Source organism: Nonomuraea sp. NPDC050540, assembly GCF_044457485.1.
In the GTDB taxonomy this organism is placed as follows: domain Bacteria; phylum Actinomycetota; class Actinomycetes; order Streptosporangiales; family Streptosporangiaceae; genus Nonomuraea.
In genome coordinates this window covers 195837-211992 of the sequence record NZ_JBITHA010000001.1, presented here as the reverse complement: position 1 = coordinate 211992, position 16156 = coordinate 195837, and the positions used below count along the sequence as shown (strand labels likewise).

Below are 16156 nucleotides of genomic sequence, written 5' to 3'. Positions count from 1 at the left end.
TGCCTTTCGTTAGTGAAGATGCATTAGTTGTAGCGTGTCGCGACCTAATGCGTCAACCCAGGGATATAGAATTAGTGACATGACGGATCCGCTCACCGGCGAACATCTGGCCCTCGACCTCGTCAACACCAGACCGAGCGTCGGTGACCTCCTCGCCACCCCCGCCGACCTGCGCCATTGGCTGGTCCTCCAGCGGGGCAGGCTGCGGGACGAACCGGTCGCCGAGCGCGACGTCGCCCAGGTACGCGAGCTGCGCGAACTGGTGGCCGTCGCCGTCTCGCACCTGCGCACCGGCACCGCCCCGCCCGAGGAGGTCCTGCGCGCCCTCACGCAGGCGCAGCGGATGGCGCCCGCCTACCGCGAGCTCTCCTGGCGCGACGGGGCCGTCGCCGCGCTCCCCCGGCGCTCCGGCACGCCCGGCGAACGCCTGGTGGCCCAGCTCGCCGAAGCCGCCGCCGACCTGCTCGCCGGCCCGGACGCCGGCCGTATCCGGCAGTGCGAGGGACATGACTGCGTGATGTTGTTCGTCCCCGCGCACCCGCGCCGCCGCTGGTGCTCGACCGCCCGCTGCGGCAACCGCGCCCGCGTGGCCCGCCACTACCAGCGCCACAAGCCCGCTTGAACTCTTCCGGATCCTCGAACCATTGATCAGATCCGGGCGTCAAACGAGATCACAAGCATCTGGAGTGGTTCATGTGATGATCTGGCCGAGCCCCGCCGCCGTGGGTGTGTCTCCGGCATGGTGAGCCGCAAGCGCGCCGCACGCTCCCCGCAGCACATCGACGTGAGTCGTCTTCCCGAGGACATCGTGGCGCTCCTCGACGACCTCCCGCCCGGCGAGAACCTGGTCGTCACGCGCGACGGCGCGCCGATCGCGACGATCGCCGGCACCGTCGACGTGGTCGAGGGCGCCGTCGTCGAGCGCGGCGCGCCCGACGAGGTCACCGAGCAGGCGCCGGTGGACTACGACGGCGTGACCGTCGTGGCCACCGCGATGGAGCTGTCGACCGCGGCCCGGGTGGCGCTGTCCACCCAGCTCGGCGCGGACTACGTCGTCCTCGACATGAAAGCGGCGCCCTTGACGGCCGACGTGCTTCTCGTGCCGCCGGGCAGCCCGCAGCTGATCGGGGCGCTGCGGGGAATGTTCACGAAGGCGCGCATCATCGTCACCGAGATCGAGGACGACGAGCTCGGCGTCCAGTACCACGGTCCGGTCCGGCGGCTGCTCGACGCCGGGGCCGAAGCGTATCTGCCTCCGGCGAACCTCCCGCGCCTGGCCATGCAGCTCGACTACACGCTCAACCACGGGCGCGAGCTCTCCGGCGGGACAGCCGCGCAGCCGCAGATCGCCCCGGCGGCGGACTGAAATCAGCACCATTCGAAGACGCCGGACGCCCGGCCCCCGTGCGGGGCCGGGCGTCCGGTCGGGTCGCCGTCAGCTGCAGCCGCTGGTCGAGCCGCAGCCCTCGCAGACGTAGCAGCTGCCCGCGGGGCGCATCTTGGTGCCGCACGTCATGCAGAGCGGCGCGTCCGCCGTGAAACGCTGGTGGCTCTCCAGCGTCAGCTCACGGCCCGGCGCGGGCTCGGCCGCCGGCTCCGGCTTGGCGGCCTCTATCGGCGCGGACTGGGCCAGGATCTCCCGGTCCACAGACTCGTGCAGCGGCGCCGGGTCCTCACCACGCTGCTGCGCGGCCCGCTCGGCGGCAGAGAAGATGCCCAGGGCGGCCCGCTCGTCGTACGGCAGGTGGTCCAGGGCCAGGCGGCGGAAGATGTAGTCCATCACCGACGTGGCCATCCGGATGTCCGGGTCGTCCGTCATTCCGGCGGGCTCGAAACGCATGTTGACGAACTTGCTCATGTACGTCTCGAGCGGCACGCCGTACTGCAGCCCGATCGAGATCGCCACGGAGAAGGCGTCCATGACGCCCGCCAGCGTCGAGCCCTGCTTGGACATCTTGAGGAAGACCTCGCCCAGACCGTCGTCCGGGTAGGACGAGGCGGTCATGTAGCCCTTGGCGCCGCCGACCGTGAAGCGGGTCGTCGTGCTGGGGCGCTGGTTGGGCATGCGGCGGCGGGTCGGCCGGTTGACCTCGATGACCTTGACCTCGGGCTCGCCGGCGGCGGCCTCGGTGGTCTTGGCCTCCTCCTTCTTGCCCCCGACCGACAGCGGCTGGCCGACCTTGCAGTTGTCGCGGTAGACGGCCAGCGCCTTCAGGCCGAGCTTCCAGCCCTCCAGGTAGACCTGCTCGATGTCGTCGATCGTGGCCGACTCGGGCAGGTTGACCGTCTTGGAGATGGCGCCCGACAGGAACGGCTGCGTGGCGGCCATCATCCGCACGTGGCCCATCGGCGCGATCGCGCGCTCACCCATCGCGCAGTCGAACACCTCGTAGTGCTCCTGCTTGAGGCCGGGCGCGTCGACGACGTGGCCGTGCTCGGCGATGTACTCGACGATCGCCTCGATCTGCTCCTGCTGGTAGCGCAGCTGCTTGAGCGCGCGCGGGATCGTCTGGTTGACGATCTGCATCGAGCCGCCGCCGACGAGCTTCTTGAACTTGACCAGCGCCAGGTCCGGCTCGATCCCGGTGGTGTCGCAGTCCATCATCAGGCCGATGGTGCCGGTCGGGGCCAGCAGCGACGCCTGGGCGTTGCGGTAGCCGTTCTTCTCGCCGAGCTTGAGGCACTCCGACCACTGCTTGGACGCCTCAGTGTGGATCTTGGAGTCCATGATGCCGACCGTGCGCAGGTTGTCGTTGGCGGCGGCGTGCTTGCGCATGACGCGCTTGTGCGGCTCGGCGTTGCGGGCATAGCCCTCGTACGCGCCGACGGCCGCGGCCAGCTCCGCGCTGCGGCGGTAGGAGACACCGGTCATCAGGCTCGTGATGGTGCCGGCCACCGCGCGGCCGCCGTCGGAGTCGTAGGCGTGGCCGGTGGCCATGAGCAGAGCGCCCAGGTTGGCGTAGCCGATGCCGAGCTGGCGGTAGGCGCGGGTGGTCTCGCCGATCTTCTCCGTCGGGAAGTCCGCGAAGGTGATCGAGACGTCCATCGCGGTGATGATCAGCTCGGTGAGCTTCACGAAGTTCGCGATGTCGAAGGAGTTGTCGTCCTTCAGGAACTTCAGCAGGTTGATGCTGGCCAGGTTGCAGGAGGAGTTGTCCAGGTGGACGTACTCACTGCACGGGTTGGACGCGGTGATGCGGCCGGTCTCCGGGCTGGTGTGCCAGTCGTTGATCGTGCCGTCGTACTGGATGCCCGGGTCGGCGCACTCCCACGCGGCCTTGGCCATCTTGCGGAACAGGCCCTGGGCGTCGACCTCCTCGATGACCTCGCCGGTCAGGCGGGCGCGCAGGCCGAACTTCTCGCCCTTCTCCACCGCGTGCATGAACTCGTCGGAGACGCGCACGGAGTTGTTGGCGTTCTGGTACTGCACGGACACGATGTCCTTGCCGCCCAGGTCCATGTCGTAACCGGCGTCGCGCAGGGCGCGGATCTTGTCCTCTTCGCGGGCCTTGGTGTCGATGAACTCCTCGATGTCGGGGTGGTCGACGTCGAGCACGACCATCTTGGCCGCGCGCCGCGTGGCACCGCCCGACTTGATGGTCCCGGCCGAGGCGTCGGCGCCGCGCATGAAGCTGACAGGGCCGCTGGCCGTACCGCCGCTGGAGAGAAGTTCCTTGGAGGAGCGGATGCGGGACAGGTTGATGCCAGAGCCGGAGCCGCCCTTGAAGATCACGCCCTCTTCCTTGTACCACTCCAGGATCGACTCCATCTGGTCGTCCACGGCAAGGATGAAACACGCGCTGACCTGCTGCGGGGACTGCGTGCCCACGTTGAACCAGACCGGCGAGTTGAAGGCGAAGACCTGGTGCGAGAGCGCGTACTTGAGCTCGTGATCGAAGATCTCGGCGTCCTCGTCCGTGGCGAAGTAGCCGTGCTCGACCGCGGTCTTGGTGTACATGCCGACCACGCGGTCGACCAGCTGCTTCAGGCTCCACTCACGCTGCGGGGTGCCCACGGCGCCCCGGAAGTACTTGGTGGTCACGATGTTGGCCGCGTTGACCGACCAGAACTCGGGGAACTCGACACCCCGCTGCTCAAAATTGACCGACCCGTCGCGCCAGTTGGTCATGACGACGTCACGGCGCTCCCAGGTGATCTCGTCGTAGGGATGCACGCCCGGCTTGGTGAAGATCCGCTTCATCCTCAGACCCTTGCGGGGCTTCTTGCCCCCGCGCGCCACTGAACCGCTTGCCGTCTCCGTCATGACTCCCCCTTCAGGCCCTTGACGGCCGAGCTCGTCGTGCCGGTGCGGCTCGACTCCCTCTCCGTCTTCAACTGTTCGATCTCGGCCTCGAAGTCCGCCAGGCTCTCGAAACCGCGATATACCGATGCGAACCGCAGGTACGCCACCTCGTCCAGCTCCCGCAGCGGGCCCAGGATCGCCAGCCCCACCTCGTTGGAGGGGATTTCCGCCGCGCCCCTGGCCCGGATGACCTCCTCGACCCTCTGCCCCAGCTGAGCCAGGGAGTCCTCGGTCACCGGCCTGCCCTGACAGGCCCGCCGTACGCCCGCGACGACCTTGTCCCGTGAGAAGGGCTCGGTCACCCCGCTACGCTTGCTCACCATCAGCAGGACCGTCTCCTGGGTGGTGAACCTGCGCCCGCACTCCGGACACGTCCGGCGTCGCCTGATGGCCGCGCCGTCGTCCGTGGAGCGGCTGTCGATGACCCTCGTGTCGGGGTGGCGGCAGAACGGACAGTGCACGCTGCTTCGCCTCCTCGAACGGCCGCGTAAAGCGGTTGTCCCCGTACGCTCGCGCACACCCCACGGCGAGCCATGGAGCGGTCACGGAAACACAAGTTGTGGTGAACTACATCGGTGTAACTACTAGATGTTGTGGTCCTAAGTTAGAAGCGCGCGACCATGAACGCAAGTTGGCGCGGCCCTTCCCACCGAAGTCGCTGATCAGCGGGGTGATGGGCGCTTCGGCCGGGCGTGTCGGCGTCAACAAGCTGGGCGAGGCAGGTGTTCCCGGACCTGTTTCCGCAGGTCGGTGGGGTGTTGGCGGGCTCGCCCGCTTGGGCCTTGATGATCTTGCTTGGAGTGCGGGAAGCCCCTGTGCGCCGGGGTTACGGAGGTTTCCGAGGCCGGTGTGAGAGGTGGTGCACCGGTGCGTCCGTGAGGCTGATGCTCTCCGCCGGGTGCGCGCGCAAAACGCGCGCCCGTTGCCGGGCGCGCGCTCCTGCCTTCAGGTTGTACGGCGATGCGTCCTCAGCGGCCCGAGGGGATGTACAGGCGGGCGCCGGGACGGATCAGGGAGCTCTTCAGCCCGTTCAGCCGCATGATGTCCCGGGCCACGGCGTCGGCGTCGCCCTCGGGGGAGACGGTTCCCGCGATGGTCCACAAGGTGTCGCCGTCCTCGACCACGACCCACGGCAGGCCCGCGGTGCCGGGCAGCGCCTGGCCCGCCGAGGCGAGGCTCACCGCCCGGGTGCCCAGCCACAGGCCGGCCAGGGCGAGCGCGGCCACGACCACCACCAGGGCCGCCCTGCCGCGCCGCGTCAGCCGTACGGGAGGCTTGGGCCGATTGACCCGCACCTCACCCCCGCGCGACCCACCCCCACGCCCGGTCCCATCACCACTGCCACGACCACGCGCGGCACCCCCGCGTCCGGCGACCCCGCTTTCGGCACCACCACGTCCTTTGGGTCTGCCTTTGCGCGGGATCGGCTGGGTGTCGTGCGTTCGGGTGTCCCCGGGAGCCCCCGTGGCCCCGGCGACCCTGTTCCGCGCACGCTCCTGGCGGCCTCGCGACCGCCCGCCGTTCCTCGAACCGCCCCGGGCACGCTCCTGGCGACGGCGCGGCCGTTCACCCGAACTCCCGCGACCGTCCGCAGACCCGTCACCCGGCACAGACGGGCCACGCGGCACAGACCCCTCGGACCGCGTGCGCCCGTCACCCCGCGCAGGGCTGTCACCCCGCGCAGGGCTGTCACCCCGCGCAGGGCTCTCAAGTCGCGGGCCGGGGTCCGTGCCTGTGGGCTCCGTGCGTGGCGGTGGGACCAGCCAGAGGGTCGGGCCGCCCGGACGGCCGCGGCGCACGCGGACGGGACGCGAGCCCTGCCCGGCCGTGCGCGCCGCGGGGTCCCCCGGGCCGCCGTTGTTCGAACGCCCGGCGCCCCGGTTGTTCGAACGGTGGCGCTCGGCGCTCTCTGCTGCGCGCCGGGCGTCGGCCAGGACGATGTCGGCGATCAGCGTGAGCCCCTGGACGTCGTCGCTGGTCGATGATGTGGTTGTGGTCGCTCGCACGATTGGCCTCCCGCCCCTGTGGCCTTAGCAAAAGGCCCAATAAAGATCGGCAAATCGAACACGGTGTCGATCGAACTCCCGTACGATGTTGTACACCACGCTGGCGACATTTTCGAGGAAGACTCGAACAATTGTTTGAGGATGATCTTCGACGGCGATATCGTCGCTGTGTGCGACATGAAGACCACAGACCGGCAGGCGCGCCGAAGAGGCCGCCCACCGGGCGAGGAGGAGAGCATGAGCGAGCGGGATGACGCAAACGGGGTCAGCGACCTCGCGGTGCGCCGGCGTGACTCCCTGGGCCTGACCCCACGGCAGCGCAAGATCCTCGAGGTGATCCGCGATTCCGTCCAGCAGCGCGGCTATCCCCCGTCCATGCGGGAGATCGGCGAGGCCGTCCAGCTGACGAGCACGTCCAGCGTGTCGCACCAGCTGACGGCCTTGCAGCGCAAGGGCTACCTGCGCCGCGACCCCCACCGTCCGCGCGCGCTGGAGGTCCGCCTGCCCGGCGAGCCGGTCCTGTGGGTCGATCCCGACGCCAACGACGACGAGCCCGCGGTGAGCCGCCCGACCGCGGCGTACGTCCCGCTGGTCGGCCGCATCGCCGCCGGTGGCCCGATCCTGGCCGAGGAGAGCGTCGAAGACGTCTTCGCCCTCCCCAAGCAGCTCGTCGGCGAGGGCACGCTCTTCCTCCTCCAGGTATCCGGTGACTCGATGATCGAGGCCGCGATCGCCGACGGCGACTGGGTCGTGGTCCGCCAGCAGCCGGTGGCGGAGAGCGGAGACATCGTGGCCGCCATGATCGACGGCGAGGCCACGGTGAAGACCTTCAAGCGCAAGGACGGCCACGTCTGGCTGGTCCCCCACAACTCCAACTACGACCCCATCCCGGGCGACGAGGCCAGCGTCCTGGGCAAGGTGGTAGCCGTCCTCCGCCGCCTCTGACCCACAGGGCCCGGCACCACGCCGGGCCCTCCCCATCCCCCCTCCCCATCCCCCCTCCCCATCCCCCCTTCCCCTCCCGGCCCTCCCTCCGCTGTTCCCTCTCGCGGCTCCCGTCTCCCCTCGCGGCTCCCCGTCCCCCCTCCTGGTTCCGGCTCCCCTTGACGCGTGCGGCTCCTCCTTGACGCGCGCCGATACCGCTGAAGTGAGGGCTCCTCCTGAGGGCACGCGCCGCCCTGCCGTTTGGGGGCCATGGTGGTCTGCGCCGCATAAGTGCTCTCTGGCCTGCGGCTTCCGCGGGTCGCGCCGGGTAGGCAGTGGGGTTCAGGTGAGCATGCGGTCGTCTGCGCCGGACACGTAGCGCCACCTGCCCGGAGGCTTCCGTGGCTGCGCCCAGTGGTGGGTGCGGTGCGTGGGTCGCGCCGGGGCACCTGCGCCGGGTAGGTGCGGTGGGTACCGGGTCGGGTGGGTGCGGTCATGCCGAGTAGGTGCGGTGGATGCCGGGTCGGGTGGGTGCGGTGGGTGCCGGGTCAGGTGGTGCGGTCGTGCCGGGTCGAGTCAGGGTCAGGTCGGGGTCAGGGGCGGGTAGGGAGGCGGGCGGGTTTTGGCTCTGTCGGGAAATGTCGGGAAAAATACAATGCTCGGGTGAAACGTGATGGGTTGAAGTGGAGCAAGGTCGCGCCGGGTGTGATTCCGGCCTGGGTGGCGGACATGGATCTGCCCACCGCTCCGGCCGTCGTCGAGGCGCTCAAGGCTCGGGCGGAGGGTGATCTCGGCTATCCGACCTGGCTGGACAACCACCAGGCCGGTCCCATGTCCGAGGCGTTCGCCGAGCGCATGGCCGCCAAGTTCGGGTGGGCTCCCGACATCGGTCACTGCCGCACCTACAGCGACCTCAACCAGGCCCTCCAGGTGTTCCTGCAGGCCTGGACGCGCCCCGGGGACGGGGTGGCGGTTCATACACCTACCTACCACCCGTTCCTGGGCACACTTTCCGGAATGGACCGTCCGATGCGCCCGATCCAGCTCGAACCCGACGGCGAGTCGTGGCGGTTCGAGGTGCCGGATCTGCGCGGATGCCGGGTGCTGCTGCTGGTCAACCCGCACAACCCCACCGGACGTGTCTTCACCCGCGCCGAGCTGGAACTCCTGGCCGAGCACGCGGTCCGCCACGACCTGCTGGTGATCTCCGACGAGATCCACGCCGACCTCGTGTACGCCCCCCACCGGCACATCCCGTTCGCCACCATCCTCCCGGAACGCACCGTCACCCTGACCTCGGCCACCAAGGCGTTCAACCTGGGCGGTATCCGCTGCTCGATCGCCCACGTCGGCGCGCCCGAGGTCCGCAAGGCTCTCGAGGAGCAGCCTCCCTTCGTGTACGGCTCCGCCCACCTGTTCGGCGTCGAGGCCACGGTGGCGGCCTGGCGGCACGGCGACACGTGGCTGGCGGACACGCTCGCCCTCCTGGACCGCAACCGGCACACCCTCGCCGCCCGCCTCCCGGGCACGGTGAGCTACCGGGTACCGGAGGCCACGTACCTGGCCTGGCTGGACGTCGGCCGTCCGGGCGTGGCCGACGTCCTGGAGCGCGAGGCCAAGGTGCTGCTGAACGACGGAGCCGCCTTCGGCCCCGGTGGTGACGACTACGTGCGGCTCAACTTCGCCACCACCGAGGACACCGTGGCCCAGATCCTGGACCGCATCGTGCCAGTCCTGGCCTGAGATGCCGGTTCTCGCGTGAGATGCGGCTCCTAGCCTGAAAGCCGCTCCTAGAGGAGGAGAAGCTGAGGAAAGGTCAGGCGAGGGGCGGCAGGTCGGGCGGCGTCGCCGGAGGGTGTTCCTCCAGCGCGGCCAAGGCCAGCTCCACCGCCTTCTCCAGCTGCGGGTCCCGCCCCGCCACCCGGTCCTGCGGCGTCATGACCACCTCGATGTCCGGGTCGACGCCGTAGTTCTCGACCCCCCAGCCGTGTCCCCCCTCCAGCCAGAACGAGTACCGGGGCTGGGTGACCACGGTGCCGTCGACCAGCGAGTACCGGGAGTCGATCCCGATGACGCCGCCCCACGTCCGCGTCCCGACCAGCGGGCCGATGCCGCGGATCTTGATGCCGGCGCTGACGATGTCGCCGTCGGAGCCGGCGAACTCGTCGGTGACGGCGACGATCGGGCCGCGGGGGGAGTCCTCGGGGTAGCGGCGGGGTTCGTAGCCGCGGGCGCGCGCCCAGCCGGACACCCGCCGGGACAGCTTCTCCAGCACCAGCTCGGAGGTGTGCCCGCCGCCGTTCTCCCGCACGTCCACGACGAGGCCGTCGTGGTCCATCTCGGTACGCAGGTCGCGGTGGAACTGCGCCCACCCGGCGGCGACCATGTCGGGAACGTGCAGGTAGCCGAGCCGCCCGCCGGACAGCTCGTGGACGCGGGCCCGCCGGCTCTCGACCCACTCGTGGTAGCGCAGCTGGGTCTCGTCGGTGATCGGGGTGACGACGACGCGGCGCGGGTCGCCGCCCGAGGCCGGCCGTACCGTGAGCTCGGTGGGCTGGCCGGCGGTGCCGGCGAGGGAGGCGAGCGGGCCGCGCACGGGGTCGACGGGGCGGCCGCCGACGGCGAGGATCGCGTCGCCCTCGCGGACGGCGACGCCGGGCGCGAGCAGCGGCGAGCGCGCGTCGTGGTCGGAGCTCTCGCCGGGCAGGATGCGGGTGACGCGCCAGGCGCCGTCTTCGTCGCGGGCCAGGTCGGCGCCGAGCAGGCCCTGGCGGCGGCGGGGGTCGACGCCGGTGCCGTTGGCGCGGGCGTAGGCGTGGGAGGTGCCGAGTTCGCCCTGTACCTCCCAGAGCAGGTCGATCAGCTCGGAGTAGGAGCCGATGCGCTCGACGAGCGGGGCGTAGCGGTCGAGCATGCCCTGCCAGTCGACGCCGTTCATGTCCGCGCGCCAGAAGTGGTCGCGCATGAGGCGGCCGGCCTCGTGGTAGCTCTGGCGCCATTCCGCGACGGGGTCGATGGTGACGCCGACGCGGTCGAGGTCGATGGTGACGACCTCGTCGCCTTCGCCGGCGGCGCGGGTCTGCAGGCCGTTCTTGCCGTTGGTGACCAGGCGGCCGCCGTCGGAGCTGACCTCGAACGCCCGGTACTCCTTGCCGAGCTCGACCTTGGCGCGCTTCTTGAGGTCGTAGCGCTCCAGCACGACCTCGGGGGTGACGTCGCTGCCGTCGCCGAGCTGGCCGGTCAGCGGGTGGCGCAGCCACAGCAGGGCGTCCTTGGCGGTGCGCAGGTTGCCGTAGCGGCCGGCGGGCACCGGGACGGGCACGACGCGGGCGGCGAGACCTTCGGCGTCGACCTCGGTGCGCGGCGGCGTGTCGCCGTTCTTCTTGTCCTTGGCGTCCTTGGAGCCCTTGTCGTCGTCCTCGCCGTTGAAGCCGCGCCCCTGGAGGCTCGGGTCGAAGGGGCTGGGCGTGGTGGCCTGCAGCGGCACGATGTACGGCCGGCACGCATTGGGAAAGGACAAGTCGAAGACGTGCGAGTCGTAGACCGGATCGAAGGTCCGCATGGACAGGAACGCCAGGTGCTTGCCGTCCTTGGTGAAGACCGGCGAGTAGTCGGAGAAGCGCGGCTGCGTCACCTCCAGCGTGGCGGTCCCGTCGACCCGCCCGACCTTGATCTGCGACAGCGGCTCCGGGTGCGGGTGAACCCAGGCGAGCCAGGCGGAGTCGGGCGAGAAGGCCAGGTCGCCGATGTCGCCGTGGGCGGTTCTGTCGAGTTCGCGCAGAGTGCCGTTGTCGAGGTCGACGGCGAGCAGGCGGCCGTCGTGGGTGGCGACGGCGGCGTGCTTGCCGTCGGGCGCGGCGGCCAGTTCGAGCACCCGTCCGAGCTCGCCCGCGGCCAGGGTGCGGATCTCGCCGCCGGGCACTCCGGTCTCCAGCGCGTCCTCGCCGGTGGCGTCGGAGACCCAGATGGCTCGGCCGTCGGCGTCGAGGGTGCGCGGGAGCCGTACCCGCACGCCTGCTTCGGCGCGTAGCGCGCCGGCGGGTCCGTCGCGGTGGGTCACCCAGTGCGCGGTGCCGCGGATCTCGATCGCGCTGGCCCGTCCGGTCGCGTCGGGCGAGAAGCCGCCGACGCGGCTGGGCGCCGGGCGCTTGGCGCGCGCCGGGCGCGGCCCGCCAAGCGAGATGTCCAGCTTGTACGGCTCCGCAGCCAGATCCTCCAGCAGCCAGAGGTCCCCGGCATGGCTGTAGACCACGCGCTGCCCGTCGGTGGCCGCGTGCCGGGCGTAGAAGTCGTCGTGCGTGGTGTGCCGGCGCACGTCGGAACCGTCGGCCAGGGCGGAGTAGAGGTTGCCGGTCCCGTCCTCGTCGTTGAGGAACGCCAGGCGTTCCCCCACCCACATGACCGACCAGTACGGCGAGAGCCGGTCGGCGAACAGCCGCTCGAACTCGCCGTCGCCGTCGGCGTCCACCCAGATCTTGCCCGCGGTCCCGCCGCGGTAGCGCTTCCACTGCGACGGCTCGCGCCACACCGCGGAGACCACCGCGACCCGCTCACCGTCGACGGCCGCCTCGCTGACCCACCCGTACGGCAGCCGCGTGGCGGGACCGCCGTCGAGCGGCACGGAGTACGCCCAGGTCCGGCTCCGCCCGGCTTCGCCCGCCGCGGTCACGGCCAGCACGTTCCCGTCGGCGGTCCAGCCGCGTACGCCGGTCGTGCTGTTGCCCCAGAACGTCAGTCTGTCGACCGCCGCATCGTCGATCTCGGCGGCGAAGGCTTCCGGCGCGCCTTCGCGTGCGCCGGTCCAGGCGATGCGGGTACCGTCGGGAGAGAAGCGCGGGGAACTGACCGGGATGCGGTCGGCGGTGAACCGCCACGCGCGGCCACCGCTCAGCGGAGCGAGCCAGACATCGTCGTCGGCGACGAAGGTGACCAGGTCACCGTGCAGATGCGGGTATCTCAGGTATGCGCCATTTGTCACATCTGAACCCTAGTGCTCGGTCCGCGGCGACGGCTCGTGCTCGCTCCCAGCGAACAGCTCGCTAAAGCGGTCTAGTCCAGGAACAGAGGATGAAGTAGCGTCTCCACCGCAGACAGCTAAAGCGATTTAGCATCGAGGAGAGCTTCATGACCCGTCGTCTGTTACCCCTGCTGTGCGGGGTCCTGGTCGCGACCGCCCTCGTCGCCCTCCCCGCACGGGCCGCCGCCCCCGGCGACCAGCCGTACGCCTCGTACTGGCATCCCGGCACCATCCTGTCCTGGAACCCGGCGAGCGATCCCGACGCCCGGTTCAACCGGTCGAGCGTTCCGCTGCGGCCCCGCGTCTCGGACCCGGCGCTGAAGGCCAACGCCAACGCCCGCGCCGGTGAGGGCCGCGTCGCCGCGCTGGCCGCCTTCGCCCCCACCTCCGGCAACCCCTCCCAAGGCGGGCTCGACCCCAACTACTACGCCTTCACCTACTGGCAGTACATCGACACGCTGGTCTTCTGGGGCGGCTCGGCCAGTGAAGGCCTGATCCTCGCCCCCAACGGCCCCGTGATCGACGCCGCCCACCGCAACGGCGTCAGGGTCTACGGGACCGTCTTCTTCCCGCCCACCGCCTACGGCGGCCAGATCCAGTGGGTACGGGACTTCGTCCAGAAGCAGGGCTCCACCTACCCCGTCGCCGACAAGCTCGCCCAGGTGGCCCAGCACTACGGCTTCGACGGCTGGTTCATCAACCAGGAGACCGCCGGCGGCGACGCCGCGCTGGCCACCGAGATGCGCAACGTGATCTCCTATCTGCGCGCCAAGGGCATGCAGGTCATGTGGTACGACGCCATGACCGAGTCCGGCGCCATCTCCTGGCAGGACGCGCTGACCAGCGCCAACGACAGCTTCTTCCAGGCCTCGAACAACATGTTCATCGACTTCGGCTGGTCGGGCCTGACCTCCTCCCGCGACCTGGCCCGCACGATGGGGCGCAGCGAGTTCGACCTGTACAGCGGCATCGACACCGAGGCGAACGGCTACAACACCGGCGTCAACTGGAACGCGGTCTTCCCCGGCGGCGGGCCGCACGTGACCTCGCTGGGCATCTACCGCCCCGAGTGGACGTGGAAGTCCGCGAGCGGCCCCGCCGACTTCCGCACCCGTGACTCCCGCTACTGGGTGGGCGCCAACGCCGACCCGTCGAACACGGCCACCACCTCGGCCTGGAAGGGCCTGGCCCATTACGTGGCCGAGTCGAGCCCGGTCACCGGCAAGCCGTTCGTCACCGGATTCAACACCGGTCACGGCGACTTCTACAACGTCGGCGGGGTCCGGGTGCGTACCGGGGGCTGGAACAACCTGTCCGTCCAGGACGTGCCGCCCACCTACCGCTGGGTCATCGCCTCCTCAGGCACCAAGCTCACCCCGTCGATCGACTACGGCGACGCCTACGAGGGCGGCTCCTCGCTCCGCCTGACCGGCACCCTCGACGCCGCCAACACCCTGCGCCTGTACCAGACGCGCCTGCCGGTGGCGGCCGACACCAAGCTGTCGGTCGTGGTGAAGACGCCCGCCGCGGGGCCCACCCGGCTCAAGGCGGCCGTGGCCTTCACCGACGCCCCCTCCACCTTCGTGCCGCTGGACCTCGGCTCGACCGGCGGCAACGGCTGGGAACGCAAGACGCTCGACCTGTCCGCCTACGCGGGCCGTACTCTCGCCCAGGTGGGCCTGCGCGCCGAAGGTGCGGCGGGCGCCTACGACGTCAGGGTCGGCCGGCTCGCGGTCTACGACGGCGCGGTCGACGTGCCCGGCGCCCCCTCCGGGCTCACCGTGCTCGGCGCCACCGACGTCTCCCCCGCCCGCAAGTCGCTCCGCCTGAGCTGGACCGGCTCGGGCAGCCCCCACCACTACGACCTCTACCGCCGCGATGCCGACGGCACCCGCACCTACCTGGGCGCCACCCCGGGCCAGGCCTTCTTCGTGCCGCAGCTCGACCGCGCCGGATCCGAGGCGAGCACCACGCTCGACGTGGAGGCGGTCAGCGCCGAGTACGGCCGCTCGGCCCCCGCCAGCACCACGATCTCCTGGTCCGGCACCGGCGAGGCGAACCTGGCGCTGAACCGCCCGGCCACCGCCTCGGGTCAGTGCAACCCGAACGAGGGCCCGGCCAAGGCGGTCAACGGCAGCGTGGGCGGCGGCAACACCGACAAGTGGTGCGCCCTGACCGCGGCCAAGTGGATGGAGGTGGATCTCGGCGCGCCCAAGGCCCTGACCAGGTTCACCGTCAGGCACGCGCAGGCGGGCGGCGAGTCCGCCTCCTGGAACACCCGGGCCTACACCATCCAGGTCCGCGCATCCGGCTCGGACGCCTGGACCACCGCGGTCACGGTCGCGGCCAACACCGCCGCCGTCTCCGACCACCCGGTGGCGTTCACCGCCCGCCACGTCCGCCTGAACGTCACCACACCCGCCCAGAACGGCGACCCGGCGGCCCGGATCTACGAGTTCGAGGCCTGGGGAGGCTAGAAGCCCTGGGCCCAGCCCCGCTGCGCGGCCTGCCAGCCGAGCTGGACGCGGGTCCGCACTCCCGCCAGGTCCATGAGCTGCCTGATGCGCCGCTGCAGCGTGCGCAGGGACAGACCGAGCCGGCCGGCGACCGCCTCGTCGGTCAGCTTGGCCGGCCACTCCTGCGTCGTGCCCGACAGCCCGATGCGCGCCACCGGCCCGCGCACGTCGCCCGCCAGGTCCGTACGCACGTCGTAGTCGAGTTGCAGCAGCGGGATGTCCACGTTGAACGGCCCGTCCGGGTCGTTGGCGCCGGAGGAGAACCCCCACTCGGTGCGCGCGCGGGTCGAGGTCCGCCACGTCCCGCCGTCCCCGGCGCTGTCCAGCACCAGCCGGTACGGCAGCGCCGCCGGCGAGTCGTCGGGAAGAGGTGTCGAGGGGCATACGACCGATCCAACGCCGCCCCGATCGGCCCGGCCGAGACGGCGGCCCGGCGGAAGCCCGCCTTGGCGGCGACCCGCCACCTAACCGCGGGTCACGTACGCGTTGACCTCCCCGGCAAGCTCGATCTGATGCAGGAAGTCGCTGCCGTCGATGCCGAAGCCGACCTCGGCCGCGCCCGCCTCGGCGAAGGCCGCGACCCGTTCCGCCGCCTCCCGCGGGGGTCCGCTCACCGTGGCCTCGCGGATCTCCTCGGGCGAGAGCTGGAAGAATCCGGCGAGCTGGGCCTCCATCGCCCGCTTCGCCTCGGGGTCGTCGCCCAGGACGGCGTGCACACCCACGTGGACGAAGGGGGCGGGCCTGCCGTACTCGTCGGCGAACTCCTTCAGCCTGGCCACGGCCGCCTGGAGCTGGGCGGGTGTCAGCCCGGAGGGCAGCCAGCCGTCGGCGTAGCGTGCCACCCGCCGCAGGCCGGCCTCGCCGGTGCCGGAGCCGACCAGCAGGGGCGGCACCGCCGTCCCGGGGGCCAGGGTCACCTCCGGGCCGTCACCCACCGGGGTGGGGCGGCCGGCGATCAGGCCGGGCAGCGCGCGCAGGGCCTCGTCGGCGGCCCGGCCGCGGTTCGTGCCGGTGGCGCCGATCGCGATCCAGAACGGCGAGCCGGGAAAGCCCCCGATCCCCACGCCCAGCCGGACCCTGCCCCGCGAGAGGTACTGCAGGGTCTGCACCTGCGCCGCCATCATCGCCACCGGCCGGGTGGGCGCCGACAGCACCCCGAAGTCCAGCGTGATCCGCTCGGTGACGGCGGCGGCCGTGGCCAGCGTGACCACGCTCTCCAGCGCGAGCGTCCCGTCCCCGATGAGCACGTCGGCGGCGCCCAGGGAGTCGAGGCCGGCCTCCTCGGCCAGCCGCGCCGCGCGGGCCACGCCGTCGGGGCCGAGCGTTTCTATCTCCTGCATCGTCGGAAGCCCGACGCCGATCTTCACCATGGATCCACTGTGCAACCTCA

The 16156-nt window shown here is 71.0% G+C and carries 11 protein-coding genes; 5 read left to right on the top strand and 6 right to left on the bottom strand.

All coding sequences use genetic code 11. The features are described 5' to 3' along the window. Positions 1-79: 79 nt before the first annotated feature. Complete coding sequence (locus ACIBI5_RS01005; RefSeq protein ID WP_397241875.1) at positions 80-622, top strand: CGNR zinc finger domain-containing protein; 543 nt, start codon at positions 80-82, stop codon at positions 620-622. A gap of 117 nt (positions 623-739) precedes the next feature. Continuing rightward, positions 740-1366 carry a hypothetical protein gene (locus ACIBI5_RS01000; protein WP_397241873.1) on the top strand — a complete coding sequence of 209 codons (627 nt, stop codon included), beginning with the start codon at positions 740-742 and terminating at the stop codon, positions 1364-1366. Positions 1367-1435: 69 nt separating this feature from the next. Here ACIBI5_RS01000 and ACIBI5_RS00995 read toward each other — a convergent pair whose 3' ends face one another. From ACIBI5_RS00995 to ACIBI5_RS00985, 3 genes are all read right to left on the bottom strand, one after another. Further along, a complete protein-coding gene (locus ACIBI5_RS00995; RefSeq protein WP_397241871.1) occupies positions 1436-4264 on the bottom strand; it encodes a vitamin B12-dependent ribonucleotide reductase in 2829 nt (942 codons plus the stop codon). Continuing rightward, entirely contained in the window at positions 4261-4764 is a 504-nt protein-coding gene (gene nrdR / locus ACIBI5_RS00990; RefSeq protein WP_397241869.1) for a transcriptional regulator NrdR, read from the bottom strand. The genes ACIBI5_RS00995 and nrdR overlap by 4 nt, the downstream gene beginning before the upstream one ends. A gap of 507 nt (positions 4765-5271) precedes the next feature. After that, a complete protein-coding gene (locus ACIBI5_RS00985) occupies positions 5272-5598 on the bottom strand; it encodes a LysM peptidoglycan-binding domain-containing protein (protein ID WP_397241867.1) in 327 nt (108 codons plus the stop codon). A gap of 948 nt (positions 5599-6546) precedes the next feature. Here ACIBI5_RS00985 and lexA point away from each other — a divergent pair. Both lexA and ACIBI5_RS00975 read left to right on the top strand, forming a co-directional pair. Beyond that, a complete protein-coding gene (gene lexA / locus ACIBI5_RS00980) occupies positions 6547-7254 on the top strand; it encodes a transcriptional repressor LexA (RefSeq protein ID WP_397241865.1) in 708 nt (235 codons plus the stop codon). 642 nt (positions 7255-7896) lie between these two features. Continuing rightward, on the top strand, positions 7897-8976 hold the full coding sequence (locus tag ACIBI5_RS00975) for a MalY/PatB family protein (RefSeq protein WP_397241863.1): 1080 nt from the start codon (positions 7897-7899) through the stop codon (positions 8974-8976). Between the two features lie 73 nt (positions 8977-9049). On the opposite strand, the gene ACIBI5_RS00970 is transcribed toward ACIBI5_RS00975, so the two are convergent. Beyond that, on the bottom strand, positions 9050-12211 hold the full coding sequence (locus ACIBI5_RS00970; RefSeq protein WP_397241861.1) for a PDZ domain-containing protein: 3162 nt from the start codon (positions 12209-12211) through the stop codon (positions 9050-9052). Between the two features lie 146 nt (positions 12212-12357). Here ACIBI5_RS00970 and ACIBI5_RS00965 point away from each other — a divergent pair, with 146 nt between their 5' ends. Then, entirely contained in the window at positions 12358-14727 is a 2370-nt protein-coding gene (locus ACIBI5_RS00965) for a discoidin domain-containing protein (protein WP_397241859.1), read from the top strand. On the opposite strand, the gene ACIBI5_RS00960 is transcribed toward ACIBI5_RS00965, so the two are convergent. Continuing rightward, positions 14724-15230 (bottom strand): helix-turn-helix transcriptional regulator, encoded by a 507-nt coding sequence (locus ACIBI5_RS00960; protein ID WP_397241857.1) that lies wholly within the window; start codon positions 15228-15230, stop codon positions 14724-14726. The genes ACIBI5_RS00965 and ACIBI5_RS00960 overlap by 4 nt on opposite strands. Continuing rightward, positions 15231-16136: an LLM class flavin-dependent oxidoreductase gene (locus ACIBI5_RS00955; RefSeq protein WP_397241855.1), complete on the bottom strand. Its 906-nt coding sequence runs from the start codon at positions 16134-16136 to the stop codon at positions 15231-15233. Positions 16137-16156: the final 20 nt, after the last annotated feature.

Bases quoted from the DNA above. Each gene is read 5' to 3' on its own strand.
- lexA (WP_397241865.1), top strand. From the start codon at position 6,547: ATGAGCGAGCGGGATGACGCAAACGGGGTCAGCGACCTCGCGGTGCGC.
- ACIBI5_RS01005 (WP_397241875.1), top strand. From the start codon at position 80: ATGACGGATCCGCTCACCGGCGAACATCTGGCCCTCGACCTCGTCAAC.
- ACIBI5_RS00955 (WP_397241855.1), bottom strand. From the start codon at position 16,136: ATGGTGAAGATCGGCGTCGGGCTTCCGACGATGCAGGAGATAGAAACG.
- ACIBI5_RS00965 (WP_397241859.1), top strand. From the start codon at position 12,358: ATGACCCGTCGTCTGTTACCCCTGCTGTGCGGGGTCCTGGTCGCGACC.
- ACIBI5_RS00995 (WP_397241871.1), bottom strand. From the start codon at position 4,264: ATGACGGAGACGGCAAGCGGTTCAGTGGCGCGCGGGGGCAAGAAGCCC.
- ACIBI5_RS01000 (WP_397241873.1), top strand. From the start codon at position 740: ATGGTGAGCCGCAAGCGCGCCGCACGCTCCCCGCAGCACATCGACGTG.